Origin of the sequence: Providencia sp. PROV188 (assembly GCF_027595165.1) — a bacterium.
Classification (GTDB): Bacteria; Pseudomonadota; Gammaproteobacteria; order Enterobacterales; family Enterobacteriaceae; genus Providencia; species Providencia lanzhouensis.
Window position 1 is genome coordinate 366,202 of sequence record NZ_CP097291.1, and the last position, 19,803, is coordinate 386,004.

The 19,803-nt window shown below is 42.9% G+C and carries 19 protein-coding genes; 15 read left to right on the forward strand and 4 right to left on the reverse strand.

Going from position 1 to position 19,803, the window contains the following annotated elements:
• Positions 1-6 precede the first annotated feature (6 nt).
• Complete coding sequence (adiA, locus tag M5X66_RS01640) at positions 7-2,274, forward strand: arginine decarboxylase (protein WP_270103827.1); 2,268 nt, start codon at positions 7-9, stop codon at positions 2,272-2,274.
• 146 nt (positions 2,275-2,420) lie between these two features.
• On the opposite strand, the gene M5X66_RS01645 is transcribed toward adiA, so the two are convergent.
• The 3 genes from M5X66_RS01645 to M5X66_RS01655 form a co-directional block, all read right to left on the reverse strand.
• Positions 2,421-3,140: an Lnb N-terminal periplasmic domain-containing protein gene (locus M5X66_RS01645; RefSeq protein WP_036948703.1), complete on the reverse strand. Its 720-nt coding sequence runs from the start codon at positions 3,138-3,140 to the stop codon at positions 2,421-2,423.
• 7 nt (positions 3,141-3,147) lie between these two features.
• Complete coding sequence (locus tag M5X66_RS01650; protein WP_108478761.1) at positions 3,148-4,350, reverse strand: peptidase; 1,203 nt, start codon at positions 4,348-4,350, stop codon at positions 3,148-3,150.
• A 417-nt stretch (positions 4,351-4,767) separates the two neighbouring features.
• Positions 4,768-6,702 carry an ABC transporter ATP-binding protein gene (locus M5X66_RS01655; RefSeq protein ID WP_108478762.1) on the reverse strand — a complete coding sequence of 645 codons (1,935 nt, stop codon included), beginning with the start codon at positions 6,700-6,702 and terminating at the stop codon, positions 4,768-4,770.
• Positions 6,703-6,853: 151 nt separating this feature from the next.
• On the opposite strand from M5X66_RS01655, the gene kefG reads away from it, so the two are divergent.
• The 5 genes from kefG (at position 6,854) to M5X66_RS01680 (ending at position 11,702) form a co-directional block, all read left to right on the forward strand.
• A complete protein-coding gene (gene kefG / locus M5X66_RS01660) occupies positions 6,854-7,414 on the forward strand; it encodes a glutathione-regulated potassium-efflux system ancillary protein KefG (protein ID WP_108478763.1) in 561 nt (186 codons plus the stop codon).
• Positions 7,407-9,215 (forward strand): glutathione-regulated potassium-efflux system protein KefB, encoded by a 1,809-nt coding sequence (kefB, locus tag M5X66_RS01665; RefSeq protein WP_036948714.1) that lies wholly within the window; start codon positions 7,407-7,409, stop codon positions 9,213-9,215. The genes kefG and kefB overlap by 8 nt, the downstream gene beginning before the upstream one ends.
• A 9-nt stretch (positions 9,216-9,224) precedes the next feature.
• On the forward strand, positions 9,225-9,428 hold the full coding sequence (locus M5X66_RS01670) for a YheV family putative zinc ribbon protein (protein ID WP_036948717.1): 204 nt from the start codon (positions 9,225-9,227) through the stop codon (positions 9,426-9,428).
• 86 nt (positions 9,429-9,514) lie between these two features.
• A complete protein-coding gene (gene slyD / locus M5X66_RS01675; protein WP_211887250.1) occupies positions 9,515-10,114 on the forward strand; it encodes a peptidylprolyl isomerase in 600 nt (199 codons plus the stop codon).
• Between the two features lie 250 nt (positions 10,115-10,364).
• On the forward strand, positions 10,365-11,702 hold the full coding sequence (locus tag M5X66_RS01680) for an aryl-sulfate sulfotransferase (protein WP_270103828.1): 1,338 nt from the start codon (positions 10,365-10,367) through the stop codon (positions 11,700-11,702).
• Between the two features lie 4 nt (positions 11,703-11,706).
• Here M5X66_RS01680 and M5X66_RS01685 read toward each other — a convergent pair whose 3' ends face one another.
• Positions 11,707-11,928, reverse strand: a complete 222-nt coding sequence (locus M5X66_RS01685; protein ID WP_036948724.1) for a SlyX family protein — start codon at positions 11,926-11,928, stop codon at positions 11,707-11,709.
• Between the two features lie 233 nt (positions 11,929-12,161).
• On the opposite strand from M5X66_RS01685, the gene fkpA reads away from it, so the two are divergent.
• The 9 genes from fkpA (at position 12,162) to tuf (ending at position 19,657) form a co-directional block, all read left to right on the forward strand.
• A complete protein-coding gene (fkpA, locus tag M5X66_RS01690) occupies positions 12,162-12,905 on the forward strand; it encodes an FKBP-type peptidyl-prolyl cis-trans isomerase (protein WP_036948748.1) in 744 nt (247 codons plus the stop codon).
• A gap of 339 nt (positions 12,906-13,244) precedes the next feature.
• Entirely contained in the window at positions 13,245-13,949 is a 705-nt protein-coding gene (locus M5X66_RS01695) for a helix-turn-helix transcriptional regulator (RefSeq protein WP_036948726.1), read from the forward strand.
• Complete coding sequence (tusD, locus tag M5X66_RS01700) at positions 13,946-14,350, forward strand: sulfurtransferase complex subunit TusD (protein WP_036948729.1); 405 nt, start codon at positions 13,946-13,948, stop codon at positions 14,348-14,350. Before M5X66_RS01695 ends, tusD begins: the two co-directional genes overlap by 4 nt.
• Positions 14,351-14,395: 45 nt before the next feature.
• Positions 14,396-14,755, forward strand: coding sequence for a sulfurtransferase complex subunit TusC (gene tusC, locus M5X66_RS01705; RefSeq protein ID WP_036948731.1), 360 nt, complete (start codon positions 14,396-14,398; stop codon positions 14,753-14,755).
• 58 nt (positions 14,756-14,813) lie between these two features.
• On the forward strand, positions 14,814-15,101 hold the full coding sequence (tusB, locus tag M5X66_RS01710; RefSeq protein ID WP_036948734.1) for a sulfurtransferase complex subunit TusB: 288 nt from the start codon (positions 14,814-14,816) through the stop codon (positions 15,099-15,101).
• 136 nt (positions 15,102-15,237) lie between these two features.
• Positions 15,238-15,612: a 30S ribosomal protein S12 gene (gene rpsL, locus M5X66_RS01715; protein ID WP_004265905.1), complete on the forward strand. Its 375-nt coding sequence runs from the start codon at positions 15,238-15,240 to the stop codon at positions 15,610-15,612.
• A 98-nt stretch (positions 15,613-15,710) separates the two neighbouring features.
• On the forward strand, positions 15,711-16,181 hold the full coding sequence (rpsG, locus tag M5X66_RS01720; protein ID WP_006813694.1) for a 30S ribosomal protein S7: 471 nt from the start codon (positions 15,711-15,713) through the stop codon (positions 16,179-16,181).
• Between the two features lie 86 nt (positions 16,182-16,267).
• Complete coding sequence (gene fusA / locus M5X66_RS01725; protein ID WP_036948738.1) at positions 16,268-18,394, forward strand: elongation factor G; 2,127 nt, start codon at positions 16,268-16,270, stop codon at positions 18,392-18,394.
• Positions 18,395-18,472: 78 nt separating this feature from the next.
• Positions 18,473-19,657 (forward strand): elongation factor Tu, encoded by a 1,185-nt coding sequence (gene tuf / locus M5X66_RS01730; protein WP_187128653.1) that lies wholly within the window; start codon positions 18,473-18,475, stop codon positions 19,655-19,657.
• The last annotated feature ends 146 nt before the right edge of the window (positions 19,658-19,803 follow it).

Genomic DNA, 19,803 nt, shown 5'->3' on the forward strand with positions numbered 1-19,803 from the left:
GAGTCCATGAGGGCATTGATCGTTTATACCGAGCTTACAGACGAAGATTCTGTGATAAGCCATGCGGTTGCGCGGCTGGCAAGCGAACTGAATGACGAACACGTCGAAACGGTCATTATCCGTGATTTTGAAGACGGTCTCGCCTATCTTCGCTCAAACACCAGCATTGACTGCTTACTTTACGGACGAGATATGTCCGATAAGGAAGAACAGGCTCAAGCTCACCGGCTGATCACCCAACTACATCGTCGCCAAGAAGATGTGCCCGTTTTTCTGTTGAGTGATCGTGAAGAAGCCTTAGTGGCATTTGATAGAAAAATGATGGAGCAAGTGGATGAATTTGCATGGATTTTAGAGGACTCCGCGGACTTTATTGCCGGACGTGTTCTTGCTGCTATCATCCGTTACCGTGCGCAATTGCTCCCACCATTAATGAAAAGTTTGATTAAATACAGTGATGTACACGAACACTCATGGGCAGCACCGGGACATCAAGGCGGAGTGGGTTTCACTAAAACGCCAGCAGGGCGTATTTATCACGATTTTTTTGGCGAAAATTTATTCCGCACAGATATCGGCATCGAGCGAGTTGCCGTTGGTTCATTGCTCGATCACACTGGGGCATTTGGCGAGTGTGAGAAAAACGCAGCACGGATTTTTGGTGCAGATCAATCCTATTCTGTAGTGGTCGGGACTTCGGGCTCGAACCGTACCATTATGCAAGCTTGCATGACGGATGACGATGTGGTGGTCATTGACCGAAACTGCCATAAATCCATCGAACAAGGCTTGATTTTAACGGGAGCAAAGCCTGTTTATATGGTCCCGAGTCGTAACCGTTATGGAATTATTGGACCGATTTACCCCACAGAAATGTCTCCTGAAGCCATTCAGAAAAAGATTGCTGATAATCCATTTACTGCCGATAAAATCGGTAAAAAACCGGCGTATAGCGTGGTCACAAACTGTACTTATGATGGTGTTTGCTACAACGCGCGCAAAGTGCAAAATTTATTGGATAAATCCCTCGATAGAATTCATTTCGATGAGGCATGGTATGGCTACGCGCGATTCAATCCGATTTATCGTGACCATTTTGCGATGCGTGATGAAGAGCGCAAAGACGATGACCCTACCATTTTCGCTACTCACTCAACGCACAAATTATTGAATGCGCTGTCGCAAGCTTCGTTCATTCATGTTCGTAATGGACGTAATGCCATTGATTTTAATCGCTTTAATCAAGCCTATCACATGCATGCAACCACATCGCCGTTGTATGCCATTTGCGCATCGAACGATATTGCGGCAGATATGATGGATGGAAATAGTGGGCGCTCATTAACCGATGAAGTGATCCGCGAAGCCATCGACTTTCGTCAATCACTCGGCTATCTGTACAAAGAGTTCCAAAATGATGGTGAGTGGTTTTTCAAACCGTGGAATCAGGAAACGGTGAAGGATCCTGCAACTGGTGAGCGTTATGATTTTGAGTTTGCCCCTGTTGAATTGTTGATGAAAGAGCAAAGCTGCTGGGTAATGAACCCTGAAGATACGTGGCATGGTTTCAAAAATATTCCTGCAGATTGGGCGATGTTAGACCCTATCAAAGTGAGTATTTTGGCACCAGGAATGGGGGACGATGGCAAGCTACTTGATTCCGGTGTTCCTGCGGCGCTCGTCACCGCATGGCTAAATCACTATGGTATTGTGCCGACCCGCACTACCGATTTCCAAATTATGTTCCTGTTTTCTATGGGGATCACCAAAGGAAAATGGGGCACATTAGTCAATGCATTGCTCTCCTTTAAACGCCACTATGATACCAACACTCAACTGAAAAAAGTGTTACCTGAAGTGGTGGAAGTGGCGCCTGAAATTTATGGTGAGATGGGGCTGAGGGACTTGGGGGATAAGATGTTTGCTTATTTGCAGCGTAATAATCCGGGAAGTCAGCTAAATCAAGCCTATTCAGAGTTACCCAATGTCATGATGAGCCCACGTGATGCCTATCAACAGATTGTTGCGAATCGCGTTGAAGCTGTGCCGTTAGATAAGCTGGCTGGGCGTATTGCAGCGAACTCGATTATTCCTTATCCACCGGGGATCCCAATGTTGTTATCCGGCGAAAGCTTTGGAGAAACTAACAGCCCGCATATTGGCTATTTGCGTAGTTTACAAGCATGGGATAGTGAGTTCCCGGGTTTTGAACATGAAACGGAAGGCACGGAAAAAATTGATGGCGAATACCATGTTATGTGCGTGAAGGTGTGAAACGACACCCTATAACAATTGCATGAAATGCGTCTAATATTTTTTATTCTTGTACTGCCTAGCCAAATTGATTTAGCCTGTTTTTGCCATACATTTCAACGCTGCCTTCGCTATTTTTTATAGCGTTTGGCAGGTTTTTTTCATTATTATCGGCGTATTATTTGAGAAAATTGGTTATCGACCAATTGGATTAATGGGATTTGTTGTTTGTTAAAATAATCTTTATCTTCAATAAAGCCTAATTGATGGCAATATTGTGAAGCGTAGCCACTGACTAACAGTTTCCAGTTAAATTTAAAATCAGGGTAGGTTTTTTTGGCGATTTTATAAATGCTGGTTGTGCAGTTATTCCACATGGAATGGTATTTTTCGTTGGTCTCTTTGAGCTGATTAAGTTTGCTCATATAATTGAGAAACAGTTCTGTAATAAGTGGCTTATCTAAATTTAAGGGATAAATATAGACTTGCTCATTGCGTAAATTAACGCGAGTACCAATTAAATCCTGCTCATCAGCAACTACATAGATAATATCGTAGTTATAGAAAAATCCCTTCCAAACTGAAAATTGTTGATGTGCTTTTCGCCTTGTCTCGATAGAAAAAGAGACATAATCCCCATTGGAAAAACCGAAGCTCAGAAAAACATGGGCGATCATTTTGCCAGACCAGTGGGATTGTACTAAATCTACACTTTGCAAGTTAGACAGATTGTAATGCTTAGTATCCCAAGTATATTCATTTTTGTCGGCAAACTGAAAAGAGCGAAAATTATGGATGGAGATGTCTGAAGTTTCGTTATTAAAATCCATATGGGATTTATAGCGATACTCCGTTCTCCACTCATTCTGAGGTAATAGATTGCTCATCTGCACGCTACATTTTTAATAAAACGGACATGGCGCGGGAATAATCTAAAACAATGCCCGGTGTCCACGTCATAATACTTGCATGTTTTCTGAGTTGGGACATAACCCAAAGCTCAGGGCTAAAGAGCAATTTAAGCAGTAGCATGAAACCGCCTTTTTTCTCAGTAAAATATCCCTCGGTACTTTTTATCAGCGCCAAAGAAACGACGGTTGAACAATTACGACTAGTTAAATTGTAGGTCGTGTCTTTACTGTATTCTTGCCAGAATGCGTCTAGCTTTTCTTTGCTGATCCCTTCAATGGTTAATTTGAAGTTTGATGGTGGCGCAATTTTCATTTCATCAAGATAACTGATTTGAAAAACGCCTGTGTCATTGTTTTCTTCGGTGGATTTTAATATCTGCAAGAATTGCGCGGTATCGCGGTCGATATCTTTTTCTGGATAGTGGCTGATATAAATTTCATCCAGTTCAAAAGCAACATGCCCTGTACTAATCACGCCCAATGAATTACGGGAAACAATATAGCGTTGGATAATTTTAAAAAATAGTGGAAGTTGCCCAGTCGTTGTCCATACATGTAATGTGCCGCGCTCTCTATTTGAAGCGTCATTATTGCGCGTAAATACCATATGATTGGCATTGGGAATTTGGCTGCTCACAACAAAGTAGTAAACAAAGAATGAGTCGAGGGAGAAGATCATAATCAGCGTGCCGACATCCCAATAAACTTGGCGAGATGAATAGTCAAAAGACCAAGGAATGAAATTCCATAAACCTAATGAGAATTCAATAATGGAGACAGTGAGCATCAACTTCCAGCGTTTAAATTTCAAAACCACGCTATTGGACATTTTCCAGATAGCACTGACCATGAGATATAAGCCAGTAATAAATCCAGAGAGAACGGTTTCCCACGCATGTATTTTAGAAAACAAGACAATGTAGACCATTAAAAGTAGCACTAATCCGCGACTGATCCTCAGTCCTCGGGTAGCACCTTGGCAATACATTGCGCAGACAAACGAGCGAATGGCTTCCAATAAAATTGGAATACAGAGGAAGATCATAAACTCATGGGGATCAGCAAAAAAAGGTAATAGAAAAAAGCAGGCACCAATCAGTACACCAAATAATGTGAGTGCCAGAATAAACCAGAAATATTTTTTTGCTGTGTCTCTGCCATAGAGCATCGTAATGATATAAATCATGCTGCACCAACCATAGAATCTTGATAAGTGCTAATGCCTTATCTTTATAGGTTTTTATTTTTAGTTTGTAGAATTGGCTTCATTATAATGGGGATATTTAAGCGACAAAATAGATGGCAATTAGTGCGTTTTATGGTGATTTTAATTCATTGAAGAATAAGTGTTATTTCTTGTGTTACACTTTGATTATGTGGCTATAACTGCTTCAGGTTAACGATATGTTAATATTTAATTCTATTAATAATACGTCAACGCTTCGGATTATGTTTTAAAGAAACCTTAAATAAGATTTTTATGTGTAATTAAATTTTCAAATGCAAGAAATCCAATTATGATTATCTTTTTTGGTTGTTTATTGAAATAACCCCTTATTAATTTGATTTTAATAAAGGGTTATTATTGAAAGGCTATTACGAATTAGCCAGCTTCAAACTCATTGGTCATAGTTTCTAACTGCTCTTGCAGATCCATCCATTCCATTTCAACGTCTTCAAGGGCTGATTTATGCTCAGTTTGCTTTTTCAAACAGTCAGTTAGCTCCGCTTTTTTATCTTGCTCATAAATGGCAGCATCGGATAACTTCGCCTCTAACTCAGCTAATGATGCAGAGTGTTTTTCCATTTTCTTTTCCAACTCCGTGATTTTTTTACGGATAGGTTGGGTCAGCTGACGGAATTCGGCTTCGCGGCGTTTTTGGTCTTTTCTATCTTGCGCCGTCACGGTTGATGTGCTGGCTGGTTTTTCTTTATCAAGCAGATCACGAGCTTGCTGTAGCTCCATTTTGTTCTGCTCGGCTAACCATTGTTGGTAATCCTCAAGATCGCCATCAAATTGCTCGACTTTTCCGCCATGAACCAGATACAGCTCATCGGTGGTGGTGCGCAGTAAGTGCCTATCATGGGAAACCACAACCAATGCGCCTTCGAAAGCCATTAACGCTTCGGTCAGTGCTTGGCGCATATCCAAATCTAAGTGGTTGGTTGGCTCATCGAGTAACAGTAAGTTAGGGCGCTGCCAGACAATTAGAGCTAATACTAAGCGGGCTTTTTCTCCACCGGAGAAACGTCCGCTAGGATCCGTCACTTGGTCACCTTTAAAACCAAAGCCGCCAAGGTAATCACGTAATTGCTGCTCGGTTTGCTCTGGCGCAAGGCGAGCAAGATGCTGTAATGGGGACTCATCCGCATGCAAATATTCTAATTGATGCTGGGCGAAATACCCCAGTTTGATCCCTTTAGCGAGTGAGATTTCACCGTGTAATGGTGGCAAGTCGCCTGCTAGCATTTTGATTAATGTGGATTTACCGGCACCGTTACGGCCGAGTAACCCAATGCGAGAACCCGGAACTAAATTTAATTTTATGGATTCTAATACCACTTTTTCGCCGTAACCTGCACTGACTTTTTCCATTTTTAATAATGGATTAGGCAGGCTTTCCGGTTGACGGAATGAAAAATGGAATGGGTTATCCACGTGCGCAGGGGCGACCATCTCCATACGTTCAAGCATTTTAATTCGGCTTTGTGCCTGTTTAGCTTTGGTGGCCTGCACTCTAAAGCGGTCAATATAGCTTTGTAAGTGGGCGGCTTTAGCTTGTTGGCTTTCATACAAGGCTTGTTGCTGCGCCAGCTTAGTGGCACGTTGGCGTTCGAATGAAGAGTAGTTGCCTGTGTATTCGAACATGGTTTCTTGTTCGATATGCAGCACTTTGTCGATGATTGGGTCGAGGAAGTCCCTATCATGGGAAATCAAAATTAAGGTGCCAGAATAGCTCTTAAGCCATTTTTCCAGCCAAATCACCGCATCTAAATCTAAGTGGTTCGTCGGTTCATCGAGAAGTAATAAATCGGAGCGGCACAGTAAGGCTTGTGCAAGGTTCAGGCGCATACGCCACCCACCGGAGAATGATTTTACCGGAGACTGTAGCTGTGCTTGGCTAAAGCCAAGACCATGTAGCAAACTCGCTGCACGGGATTGAATTGTCCACGCATCAATGGCATCTAATTGCCCATGAATAACGGCGATAGCGTGACCGTCATTTTTTTCGTTCGCCTGTTGGAGTTTATGTTCTAAGGCACGAAATTCACGATCGCCATCAATCACATACTCAATACAAGGTACATCAAGGGCTGGGGTTTCTTGGTTCACCCATGCCATAGACCAATTGCTTGGAAAGGTTGCTGATCCTGCTTCCGCTTGCAATTCACCCTTTAACAGTGCCAGCAATGTGGATTTTCCGCAGCCGTTTTTACCCACTAACCCGACTTTTTGCCCCGGATTGATAGTCGCAGTTGCATTGTCCAGCAGAACACGTACACCTCGGCGAATTTGTAATGAAGAGAAAACAATCATAGAAACCGTCTATTGAAAATATGTTAAATTATTGAGTTAGATATATTCGAATAATAAAGTTATTACTGAAATATATTAAGCTTAAAGTACATTTAGCAGGCTGCATGGTAACGGAAAATTATCCGCCTGACACGCCTTTGAGGAGGGAAAGATGTCAAATACGCCAAAAGTGCTCGTGGTCTATGCTCACCCAGACCCCCATGAATCTGTTGCTAATCGTCTGTTGTTAAATGCAGTGCGCGGTTTTGACAATGTCACTATCCACGATTTATACGCAACATATCCCGATTATTTTATTGATGTCACCGCAGAACAAAAGCTGCTTTGCCAGCATGATGTCATCGTATTTCAGCACCCGCTGTATACTTATAGTTGTCCCGCGCTATTAAAAGAGTGGTTTGACCAAGTTCTGACTCGCCGATTTGCCACAGACCAAGGATACCAAAAATTGAAAGGCAAATATTGGCGCTCGATTATTACTACTGGAGAGCCAGAAGAAGCTTACCAATATGGTGGCTATAATCGTTATCCATTATCTGAAATCCTTCGTCCATTTGAGTTGACCTCATTGATGTGTGATATGCACTGGATGGAACCGAACATTATCTATTCTGCCCGCCGACAGAGCCCACAACAGTTACAGCAAATGGTTGAAGAGTATAAGCAATGGATGAGACAACCCCTCAATACGGGAGACATTTCAAATGGATGAATTAAATCTATTTGAATCGGTGATCATATTTTTATGCGCCGGTGTGGTGATGGTGCCGATTGCCCAAAAAATCCGTTTGGGAGCGGTGTTAGGCTATTTATTAGCGGGGATTGCGATTGGTCCATTTGTATTGGGCTTTATTCGCAATGTGGATGACATCCTGCATTTCTCGGAACTGGGTGTTGTCTTCTTAATGTTTTTAATTGGGTTGGAACTGAAGCCCTCGAAATTGTGGGAGCTGCGCCGATCGATTTTTGGTGTCGGCACCATTCAAGTGGTTGTGACTGCCGCTTTGATGGCTGGGATCCTGATTCTTGCTCAGTTTTCTTGGCAGGCAGCGGTCGTTGGTGGGCTGGGAATGGCGATGTCCTCCACGGCAATGGCGCTGCAATTAATGAATGAAAAAGGGATGTCCAACCAAGAAAGTGGGCAGCTTGGCTTTTCTGTTTTACTGTTCCAAGATATGGCTGTGATCCCGATTATGGCGCTGATTCCGCTGTTGGCAGGTGATACGGGAAGCAGCGATTGGTACAAAATTGGATTGAAAGTGGTGGCGTTTGCAGGGTTATGGATTGTCGGACGTTATTTACTACGTCCATTATTTAGGCTTGCAGCGAAATCGGGCGTGCATGAAATTTTTACCGCAGCGGCGTTGTTAGTCGTACTGGGTTCCGCATTGATAATGGAAAGCCTTGGCTTTTCAATGGCCTTGGGGACGTTTATGGCTGGGGTGATGCTCGCTGAGACGGAATTTCGTCATGAACTTGAAATCAATATCGAGCCGTTTAAAGGTTTGCTGCTGGGGCTGTTTTTCATTTCCGTCGGTATGTCATTAAATTTACAAGTCTTGTGGGCTTATCTCCCTCAAGTTTTATTGGCAGTTTTGGTGCTGGTCGCTGTGAAAGCGCTTGTCTTATATGTGCTGGGATTTGTGGCACGTTTACGTACAGGCGCCCGAGCGCAATTCTCAGGGGTGCTTAGCCAAGGTGGTGAGTTCGCCTTTGTGATTTATGCCACGGCATTCGGAGCTAGCGTGATTGATGAAAGGCAAATGGATTTATTGTTGGTGGTGGTGACGTTATCGATGATGACAACGCCACTTGTGATGCAGCTGATAGATGCGTATCTCAACCGCCGTTATAATCAGCAGCCAACCTCTACCGAAAAACCGTTTGTGGAAGACACCAATCCTCACGTGATTTTAGTGGGATTTGGACGAATGGGGCAGGTGGTTGGTCGTCTATTGATGGCGAACAAAGTGAATATTACGGTGCTTGAACAAGATGTTACCGCGATTAGTACCATGCGCCGCTACGGTTACACCGTTTATTATGGGGATGCGCGAGAACTACAACTTCTACGCTCAGCGGGAGCGGATAAAGCCAAAGCCATTGTGATCACCAGCAACGTTCCTGAAGAAGTGATGGAAATTGTGCGTATTTGCCAAGAAAACTTCCCGAACTTGCATATTATTGCCCGTGCAAAAGGGCGTTTAGAGGCTCACGAATTACTGCATAGTGGCGTGACGGATTTTAGCCGTGAAACCTTCTCAAGCGCATTAGAAATGGGAAGTAAGGCACTGATTAGTACAGGTATGCATCCTCATAAAGCTTATCGTGCAAAACAGCATTTTCGCCGGCTTGATATGCGTATGTTAAGGGATATCATTCCTGAAAATGAGAATAGCGATAGCGGGCAAATTTCGCGTATTAAAGAGGCGCGGCGTGAACTCAACGAACTTTTCGAAAAAGAGATGCAAAGAGAAAATCGCCAACCGCACAGCTGGAATAATGAACAGTAAGGTAGAAAAATGGCAGCAACACGTAAGCGTTTTATTGCTGGGGCAACCTGCCCTAAATGCAAGTCTCAAGACACCTTAATGATGTGGCGAGAAGATAAAATTGATGTGGTTGAATGTGTCAATTGCGGGGATCAACAACGTCAAGCTGAAGGCGATGCGACTGAGCATGTGAGAAAGCAAGAACAAGTTATTGGAATTTTTACCCCAGAATAAGAGAATTTTGTCAATTCTCAATACAGCACAATTGTTTTCCGGTACAATTGGCAAAAATTTTTCCCTTACGGGTCGTAGGAGATGTCATGAAAGTAGCAAAAGACTTGGTTGTAAGCTTAGCTTACCAAGTAAGAACAGAAGACGGTGTTTTAGTTGATGAGTCCCCGGCAAATGCGCCAATGGACTATCTGCATGGCCGTGGTTCTTTAATTTCTGGTCTGGAAAAAGCATTAGAAGGTCGTGAAGTTGGTGAACATTTCGATGTTGAAGTCGCTTCAGACGATGCATATGGTCAATATGATGACAACTTAGTTCAACGCGTACCGAAAGATGTATTCATGGGCGTTGATGAGCTGGAAGTGGGTATGCGTTTCTTAGCGGATACTGACATGGGTCCAGTTCCAGTTGAAATCACTGGCATCGAAGGCGATGAAGTTATCGTTGACGGTAACCATATGTTAGCAGGTCAAAACCTGAAATTTAATGTTGAAGTCATGGCTATCCGTGAAGCAACTGAAGAAGAAATCGCTCATGGCCACGTCCATGGTGCTGATGGTCACGACCACGACCATGACCACGAAGGTGGTTGCTGTGGCGGTGGCGGTCATAGCCACGGTTCAGAAGGAGGTTGCTGTGGTGGTGGCGAAGGTCACGGTCACAAGCATGGCGGTTGTGGTTGCCACTAATCTCTAAAAGAGAGATTCAATAAAAAGCGAACTCGTTTTTTATTTCGAAAGTAGGCTCAACATTTTTATGTTGGGCTTTTTTTTGCTCAAAATTCGGTCTCAAGCATTCCCCGTCATTAAATTTAGTAATCACTAAAATTTATTATAAATCAATTGGTTAATTTTCTGTCTTATAATTCCCATGATGTTTATCGAGATTAATTTCTTTGTTTATCTCGCGTCATAGTCTCAATCATCTAGGAAAATTATTATGGGAACTCCCTCTATTTACCCTACAAAAACAACAATTTATAGACCAGATAAAGCATGGAATGGTTATACATTATTCTCAGCGGCGAATAAGGGCGCTGTGCTTATTGATATGAATGGCAATGAAGTTCATGTTTGGCAGGACAGTGATGGCGTGCCTTGCAAAATGTTACCTCAAGGCAATCTGCTGAGCTATGAAAAGCCAAAAGAGGGTAATAAATATCGCGAATATACCAGGTTGGTTCAGCGGGATTGGGATAATAACGAAGTTTGGTCATTCGATCGTGTAGAGTCATTGACGGATGATGTCGGAAAACAATATTGGTCTGCAAGGGCGCATCATGATTTTCAACGAGAAGGAAATCCCGTCGGGTATTATACGCCTGGCTTGATATCCCCTGTTCATAATGGAAAAACATTATTACTTTGCCATCGAAATATTCAAAATCCTCAAATATCAGATAAGCCATTACTGGATGACGTCTTTGTTGAGATTGATTGGCAGGGAAATATTGTATGGGCATGGGCGTTCAGTGATTATTTTTCGGAGCTCGGTTTTTCTGAAACTGCTAAAAATGTCTTTTATCGTAATCCTAATCTGATCGTTGGTGATGTAGGGGATTATTTACATATCAATAGCCTATCTTGGCTTGGTCCCAACAAACACTATGATAATGGCAATGCTGATTTTCATCCTGAGAATATAATATGGAGCTCTCGGGAAGCGAATATTATTGGAATTACCAGCCGTGAAACAAGAAAGATTGTATGGCAAATTGGGCCTGATTATACCCATGATAATGTTAAACATTTAGGGGGGATTATTGGTCAACATCATGCCCATCTTATTCCTCAAGGGTTACCGGGGGCGGGGAATATTTTACTGTTTGATAATGGCTGGCAAGCAGGCTATGGGCAAGCAACGCCAACCTCGCTTTATGGATTAAAAAATGCGGGTCGTGATTATTCTCGAGTCTTGGAGATAGACCCGATCAGTTTAGATATTGTTTGGCAGCATTCTGCAAATGAGCAGGGATTTAAAATACCGACGAATCGTTTTCGATTTTATAGTCCGCATGTTAGCAGTGCGCAACGATTACTTAATGGTAATACTCTGATTACAGAGGGCGCGGATGGACGAATTATTGAAGTTACCAAGGAAAATAAAATTGTTTGGGAATATATTTCCCCTTATACCGACGAGCAATACGTATGGAATAACATGATTTATCGGGCTTATAGAGTCCCCTATGAATGGGTTCCTCAATTGAATAAGCCCGAAGAAGTGGCATTGCCTGATATTGATATCTCCCAATTTCATATCAAGGCGAATAGCTGAGAGATTAATAATGTGGAGGGGGAGTCTCTTCTTCAGGGCGGGCAAGATGAGATGATTGCGACGCTTTCAACCTCTCCGCAACGATGCGTAAATGTTCTTGCATTTTTGACAGCTGCATTTGTTGTTCTGTAATCACTTGGTTAAGCTGCTCAATGGTCAATTCTTGGAAAGCAACTTTGCTTTCTAAAAGTTCTAAACGCTGTTCAAAATTGTCTGATGAATCCATTTTAGACTCTCCTTATGGGTTCTCACCATGAAAAAAACATCATAATAACCGAACATTACAAATCAACAGATAAGTTTTATTTAAAGGTGTAGGCGTTGAAACCTCTTTTTGTTAATGTGGTCTAAGATATTCTTATATTTTTTGTGTTAACTGACAGCTTGTTTTTTAAGATAAGGAACAGCTATCAATAAAAATGAGCCGTATGGCTCGAATAATAGCTATCGGAGATTAGGATGAAATCACTGTTTAAGGCAAGTCTATTAGCAACAACATTAGCATTCGCTTTTACTGCCCCACAAGTTATGGCAGAAGAAGCAAAAACACAAGCGAGCGCTTTCAAAAATGCTGAAGAGCGTAACGCATACGCATTAGGTGCCTCTTTAGGTCGCTATATGCAGAATTCTTTAGAAGAGCAAAAATCGATCGGTATTAATCTGGACAAAGCTCAATTACTGGCTGGTGTTCAAGATGCATTCAACGGCAAAAGCAAAATGACTGATGCTCAAGTTGAAGAAACATTACGTCAATTCGAAGGACAAGTGAAAAAAGCAGCTGAAGATAAAATCAAGGCTGAATCAGTAGCTAACGTGAAGAAAGGTGACGAATATCGCGAGAAATTTGCAAAAGAAAAGGGCGTAGTGAAAACTAAGTCTGGCCTACTGTACAAAATTGAGAAAGATGGCACTGGCGCAAAACCTAAAGAAGACGAAACCGTTGTTGTTCACTATAAAGGCTCTTTAGTCGATGGCACAGAATTCGATAGCTCTTATTCTCGTAACGAGCCACTGACTATTCCATTAAATTCAGTGATCAAAGGCTGGACTGAAGGTTTATCTAACCTGAAGAAAGGTGGCAAGATGACATTAGTTATCCCACCAGAATTAGCTTACGGTGAAAATGGCGTTCCAGGTATCCCTGCAAACTCAACGCTTGTCTTCGATGTTGAGTTATTAGACATCAAACCTGCTGCAAAATAAGATTTCACATCGTTAAAAATAAAAAAGCTCAGATTCGTTCTGGGCTTTTTTCATTGAGTTACGCAATCCAATGCTAAAAAAGCAGAGTTGTGTCATTCTCGATTAAAAATTTGCATTTAAAAATCTTATATTCTTTAAAACTTGTGATAAAACATACTCTCTTGCATTCATTCGCTTGACGGCAACGCCTCGGAGTTTTAACTTCAATAGATTCGTTTTTATTTTTAATCATCACATCCGTTGACTATGTACGATAAAATGAAGGCAAATGAGTCGAATAATGAATGCCTCATTGGTTGACGTGATGAATTTTATACACTTTAGAAGGATGACGTTGAAATGTCTGATGCATTACAATCCCAAGACCTCAGTGATATTAATATTCTTGATAACCAGCCGTTTACTGAGACTGACCACGAAATTTTAAAATCATATGAAGCTGCGGTTGACGGGCTCGCTATGCTAATTGGTGAGCATTGTGAAATTGTTCTTCACTCTTTAGAAGACCTCAAATGTTCAGCAGTGAGAATAGCGAATGGCCAGCATACAGGGCGTAAGATTGGCTCCCCTATCACTGACTTAGCATTAAGAATGCTTCATGATATGGCGGATGCGGAATCCAATGTCTCTAAAGCCTATTTTACGAAAGCAAAAAGTGGCGACTTAATGAAGTCTGTGACGATTGCGATTCGTAACCGTAAGCAACGTGTTATCGGCTTACTGTGTATTAACATGAACTTGGATGTGCCATTCTCTGAAATCATTAAGTCTTTTGTGCCAGAAGAAAAGCAAGAAGTGACTTCGGATGTCAACTTCGCGTCTTCAGTCGATGACTTGGTTGCACAAACATTAGAATACACCATCGAAGAAGTTAGCAATGACCGTAATGTTTCTAACAACGCGAAAAATAAACAAGTGGTTCTGAACTTGTACGAAAAAGGTATCTTTGATATCAAAGATGCTATCAACCAAGTGGCTGACCGCCTGAATATTTCTAAGCACACCGTCTATTTATATATCCGCCAATTTAAGAGTGGTGAATGAGTAAAACAACCCCGCTAACCTATTGTTTGTTAGTGACTGGCCCCGCATACGGCACTTCACAATCAGCAAGTGCCTATCAATTTGCCAAGGCCCTTCTTAAAGAGGGGCATTTATTGAAGACAGTGTTTTTCTATCAAGATGGCGTTCTTAATGGTAATGCTTTAACTTCCCCTGCAAATGATGAATTTGACCTGGTCAAAGCATGGCGCCAACTGGCACAAGAATCGGGCTGTGAAATGAATGTCTGTGTTGCCGCAGGGTTACGTCGTGGTATTACAGATAAAGAACAAGCTAACGCGCTATCGCTATCTGCTCATAACTTATCTGAAAGTTTTACCATGAGCGGTTTAGGCAGTCTTGCTGAATCCATGTTAACCGCTGACCGCACCATCCAGTTTTAAACCTGAACATCATGAACGACGTCACTCTATAAGATAAGGTCTCTTGTGAAGAAAATAGCCTTTGTTTTTACGACTATGCCACATGGTAGTGCCAGTGGGCGCGAAGGACTGGATGCATTATTAGCAACCTCGGCACTGACAGAAGAAATTAGCGTATTCTTCCTTTCTGATGGTGTATGCCAATTACTCGCTCATCAGCAGCCTAAAGAAATTTTAGCTCGGGACTATATTTCGACGTTCAAGATCTTACCTCTCTATGACATTGAAAATATTTACCTATGTTTAGAGTCATTAAAGGAAAGAGGTCTTAGCCAGCAAAATGAGTGGGTTGTGACACCTGAATTCTTAACACCCCAGCAGATCCAAGAGAGGCTATCCGCCTGTGATGTTGTGCTCAAATTTTGAGATTGTGTTCAAAATTTGATCTTGTGTTCGGATTTTGATCTATAGTAGGATCCTACCTATGCTATACACTCTAGCCACTTCTCCATTTAAATGTGATTTCTCAGCGCTATTGCGTTTAATCACCAATGAAGACGCTATATTGCTTTTCCAAGATGGTGTGATTGCCGCTGTTTCACAATCCAAATATCTTGCGGAACTACAAAATAGCGGTGCCCAAATCTATGCCTTGGATGCAGATATTCATGCCCGAGGGCTACAAGATCAGGTAGCTGATGACGTTTCTATCATCTCATATCAAGGTTTTGTAAAGCTAACTGAAGCTCATAAGCAACATTTTGCCTTATAAAGTCACTAAAAGTTGTATATTTCTTGACACCTGAGCCAGTCGGCAATAAAATTTCGCGTCCTCGTGTATCGTCATGTTGGCGAACGAGGTCAAAATCCGTGTTTACGAAGCAAAAAAACCAGGAGCTTTTTTAATAATGGCAACTATTAATCAGCTGGTACGCAAATCTCGTAGCTCGAAAGTTGTGAAAAGCAACGTTCCAGCACTGGAAGCTTGCCCGCAAAAACGTGGCGTATGTACTCGTGTATATACTACCACTCCTAAAAAACCAAACTCAGCATTACGTAAAGTATGCCGTGTTCGTTTAACTAACGGTTTCGAAGTATCTTCCTACATCGGTGGTGAAGGCCACAACTTGCAGGAACACTCCGTAATCCTGATCCGTGGCGGTCGTGTTAAAGACTTGCCAGGTGTGCGTTATCACACCGTTCGCGGCGCACTGGACTGTTCTGGTGTTAAAGACCGTAAGCAAGCTCGTTCTAAATACGGCGCGAAGAAACCTAAGGCTTAATGGATTTCCGTTAAGTAAGGCCAAACATTTTTAATCTTAATGTCAAAATACTCTCGTAGAGTTTTGGACAAACCTGAATTAACAACGGAGTCATATCCATGCCACGTCGTCGCGTAATTGGTCAACGTAAAATTCTTCCAGATCCTAAGTTCGGATCAGAATTACTGGCCAAATTTGTAAATATCCTGATGGTAGACGGGAAAAAATCTACTGCTGAAGCAATCGTATATAACGCACTTGAGCTCCTTGCTCAGCGTTCTGGTAAAACTGAACTTGACGCATTCGAATTAGCACTTGATAACGTGCGTCCGACTGTGGAAGTTAAATCCCGCCGTGTTGGTGGTTCAACTTACCAAGTTCCAGTTGAAGTTCGCCCGGTTCGTCGTAATGCCCTGGCAATGCGTTGGATCGTTGATGCTGCTCGTAAACGCGGTGATAAATCTATGGCACTTCGCCTGGCAAACGAATTATCAGACGCTGCTGAGAACAAAGGTTCATCTGTTAAGAAACGTGAAGACGTTCACCGTATGGCAGAAGCTAACAAGGCGTTCGCACACTACCGTTGGTAATCTCTTACCAATCTTAGTGATGTATCTCAGGGTAGCTTTCAGCTGCCCTTTATATGAAGAATTGAACGCCCACGAGAGAGGAAAAAATGGCTCGTCAAACGCCCATAGCACGCTATCGTAACATCGGTATCAGTGCACACATCGACGCCGGTAAAACCACAACTTCTGAACGTATTCTGTTCTATACTGGTGTAAACCATAAGATCGGTGAAACCCACGAAGGTTCTGCAACAATGGACTGGATGGAGCAGGAGCAAGAGCGTGGTATTACTATCACTTCAGCTGCGACTACTGCATTCTGGTCTGGTATGGCTAAGCAGTATGAACCACACCGTATCAACATCATCGACACCCCGGGACACGTTGACTTCACAATCGAAGTAGAACGTTCTATGCGTGTTCTTGATGGCGCGGTAATGGTTTACTGTGCGGTTGGTGGTGTTCAGCCACAGTCTGAAACTGTATGGCGTCAGGCTAACAAATATAAAGTTCCACGTATCGCGTTCGTTAACAAAATGGACCGTATGGGTGCGAACTTCTTACGTGTTGTTGAGCAGTTAAAAACTCGTTTAGCAGCTACTGCAGTTCCACTGCAATTACCAGTTGGCGCAGAAGAGTCGTTCACTGGTGTTGTTGACTTGCTGAAAATGAAAGCAATCAAATGGAACGATGAAGACCAAGGCGTTACCTTCGAATACGAAGATATCCCTGCGGACATGCAAGAGCTGGCTGAAGAGTGGCACAACAACCTGATCGAATCCGCTGCAGAAGCATCAGAAGAACTGATGGAAAAATATCTGGGCGGTGAAGAACTGACTGAAGCAGAAATCAAAGGTGCTTTACGTCAACGTGTTCTTGCTAGCGAAATTATCCTGGTTACCTGTGGTTCTGCATTTAAGAACAAAGGTGTTCAGGCGATGCTGGATGCGGTCGTGGATTACTTACCAGCTCCTACAGATGTACCGGCAATTAACGGTGTTCTGGACGATGGTAAAGATACTCCAGCTGAACGTCATGCAAGTGACGAAGAGCCGTTCTCATCTTTAGCATTTAAAATTGCAACTGACCCATTCGTTGGTAACCTGACATTCTTCCGTGTTTACTCCGGTGTTGTTAACTCAGGTGATACCGTTCTGAACGCTGTTAAAGCGAAGAAAGAGCGTTTTGGTCGTATCGTTCAGATGCACGCTAACAAGCGTGAAGAGATTAAAGAAGTTCGCGCTGGTGACATCGCGGCTGCTATCGGTCTGAAAGACGTAACTACAGGTGATACTTTATGTGCAGTTGATGCACCAATCATCCTGGAGCGTATGGAATTCCCAGAGCCAGTAATCTCTGTTGCAATCGAACCAAAAACTAAAGCTGACCAAGAAAAAATGGGTATCGCATTAGGCCGCCTGGCTCAAGAAGACCCATCATTCCGCGTATCAAGTGATGAAGAGACTAATCAGACTATCATCGCTGGTATGGGTGAATTGCACTTGGACGTTCTGGTTGACCGTATGCGTCGTGAATTCAAAGTTGAAGCGAACGTTGGTAAACCACAAGTAGCTTACCGCGAAGCAATCACTGCTAAAGTGACTGATATCGAAGGTAAACACGCGAAACAGTCTGGTGGTCGTGGTCAGTACGGTCATGTCGTTATCGATATGTACCCACTGGACAAGAAAGACAAAGATGGTCTGCCAATGGACTACGAATTTGTCAACGAAATCAAAGGTGGTGTAATCCCTACGGAATACATTCCTGCGGTTGACAAAGGTCTGCAAGAGCAGCTGAAGTCTGGTCCATTAGCTGGTTATCCAGTAGTTAACATGGGTGTTCGTCTGCATTTCGGTTCTTACCATGATGTTGACTCCTCTGAATTGGCGTTTAAATTGGCAGCATCGCTGGCATTTAAAGACGGCTTCAAAAAAGCGAAACCAGTTCTGCTTGAGCCAATCATGAAAGTTGAAGTGGAAACTCCAGAAGACTACATGGGCGATGTAATTGGTGACCTGAACCGTCGTCGTGGTATGATTGAAGGTATGGATGACTTACCTACTGGTAAAGTTGTTCGTGCACAAGTACCATTGTCCGAAATGTTCGGTTATGCTACTGACCTGCGTTCTCAGACTCAAGGTCGTGCTTCATACTCTATGGAGTTCCTGAAGTACAATGAAGCGCCAAACAACGTTGCACAAGCTGTAATCGAAGCTCGTAACGCTAGATAATCGATTTTTATCGATTTAACTACTTTAATTTAAGTTCCTTCTTTATCGTGAAGAGGGAACTCCATAAGGAATAGAGTCGTGTCTAAAGAAAAATTTGAACGTTCAAAACCGCACGTTAACGTTGGTACAATCGGCCACGTTGACCATGGTAAAACTACCCTGACAGCAGCAATCACTACTGTTCTGGCGAAAACTTACGGCGGTAACGCTCGTGCATTCGACCAAATCGATAACGCACCAGAAGAAAAAGCGCGTGGTATCACCATTTCTACTTCTCACGTAGAATACGATACTCCAACTCGCCACTACGCACACGTAGACTGCCCAGGTCACGCCGACTATGTTAAAAACATGATCACTGGTGCTGCGCAGATGGACGGTGCAATTCTGGTTGTTGCTGCGACTGATGGCCCAATGCCACAAACTCGTGAGCACATCCTGTTAGGTCGCCAAGTAGGTGTTCCTTACATCATCGTTTTCCTGAACAAATGTGACATGGTAGACGACGAAGAACTGTTAGAATTAGTTGAAATGGAAGTTCGTGAACTTCTGTCTCAATACGATTTCCCAGGCGATGACACTCCAGTTGTTCGCGGTTCAGCACTGAAAGCGCTGGAAGGCAACCCAGAGTGGGAAGCGAAAATTGTTGAATTAGCAGGCTACCTGGATTCTTACATCCCAGAACCAGAGCGTGCAATTGACAAGCCATTCCTGCTGCCAATCGAAGACGTATTCTCAATCTCTGGTCGTGGTACAGTAGTAACAGGCCGTGTTGAGCGTGGTATCATCAAAGTTGGTGAAGAAGTTGAAATCGTTGGTATCCAAGCAACGGCTAAGACGACTTGTACTGGCGTTGAAATGTTCCGTAAACTGCTGGACGAAGGTCGTGCGGGTGAGAACGTTGGTGTTCTGCTGCGTGGTACTAAGCGTGAAGAAATTCAACGTGGTCAAGTACTGGCTAAACCAGGTTCAATCAAGCCACACACTCAATTCGAATCAGAAGTTTATATTCTGAGCAAAGATGAAGGTGGTCGTCATACTCCATTCTTCAAAGGCTACCGTCCACAGTTCTACTTCCGTACAACTGACGTAACCGGTACTATCGAACTGCCAGAAGGCGTAGAGATGGTAATGCCAGGCGATAACATCAACATGATCGTGACTCTGATTCACCCAATCGCGATGGATGATGGTTTACGTTTCGCAATCCGTGAAGGTGGTCGTACTGTAGGTGCGGGTGTTGTTGCAAAAATCATTGCATAATACCGCTCTTTCTGAATAAGAAAGAACCACTTTAGTAAAAAGGGCATCGACTGATGCCCTTTTTATACTCAAGTTTTTAAAATGTTAGCGTTTAAACCTAAGAACCTATCTCATCAATCGTTTTCATAATTATTGGTGAGATAGGC

Bases quoted from the DNA above. Each gene is read 5' to 3' on its own strand.
- adiA (WP_270103827.1), top strand. From the start codon at position 7: ATGAGGGCATTGATCGTTTATACCGAGCTTACAGACGAAGATTCTGTG.
- M5X66_RS01645 (WP_036948703.1), bottom strand. From the start codon at position 3,140: ATGAGCAATCTATTACCTCAGAATGAGTGGAGAACGGAGTATCGCTAT.
- M5X66_RS01650 (WP_108478761.1), bottom strand. From the start codon at position 4,350: ATGATTTATATCATTACGATGCTCTATGGCAGAGACACAGCAAAAAAA.
- M5X66_RS01655 (WP_108478762.1), bottom strand. From the start codon at position 6,702: ATGATTGTTTTCTCTTCATTACAAATTCGCCGAGGTGTACGTGTTCTG.
- kefG (WP_108478763.1), top strand. From the start codon at position 6,854: ATGTCAAATACGCCAAAAGTGCTCGTGGTCTATGCTCACCCAGACCCC.
- kefB (WP_036948714.1), top strand. From the start codon at position 7,407: ATGGATGAATTAAATCTATTTGAATCGGTGATCATATTTTTATGCGCC.
- M5X66_RS01670 (WP_036948717.1), top strand. From the start codon at position 9,225: ATGGCAGCAACACGTAAGCGTTTTATTGCTGGGGCAACCTGCCCTAAA.
- slyD (WP_211887250.1), top strand. From the start codon at position 9,515: ATGAAAGTAGCAAAAGACTTGGTTGTAAGCTTAGCTTACCAAGTAAGA.
- M5X66_RS01680 (WP_270103828.1), top strand. From the start codon at position 10,365: ATGGGAACTCCCTCTATTTACCCTACAAAAACAACAATTTATAGACCA.
- M5X66_RS01685 (WP_036948724.1), bottom strand. From the start codon at position 11,928: ATGGATTCATCAGACAATTTTGAACAGCGTTTAGAACTTTTAGAAAGC.
- fkpA (WP_036948748.1), top strand. From the start codon at position 12,162: ATGAAATCACTGTTTAAGGCAAGTCTATTAGCAACAACATTAGCATTC.
- M5X66_RS01695 (WP_036948726.1), top strand. From the start codon at position 13,245: ATGTCTGATGCATTACAATCCCAAGACCTCAGTGATATTAATATTCTT.
- tusD (WP_036948729.1), top strand. From the start codon at position 13,946: ATGAGTAAAACAACCCCGCTAACCTATTGTTTGTTAGTGACTGGCCCC.
- tusB (WP_036948734.1), top strand. From the start codon at position 14,814: ATGCTATACACTCTAGCCACTTCTCCATTTAAATGTGATTTCTCAGCG.
- rpsL (WP_004265905.1), top strand. From the start codon at position 15,238: ATGGCAACTATTAATCAGCTGGTACGCAAATCTCGTAGCTCGAAAGTT.
- rpsG (WP_006813694.1), top strand. From the start codon at position 15,711: ATGCCACGTCGTCGCGTAATTGGTCAACGTAAAATTCTTCCAGATCCT.
- fusA (WP_036948738.1), top strand. From the start codon at position 16,268: ATGGCTCGTCAAACGCCCATAGCACGCTATCGTAACATCGGTATCAGT.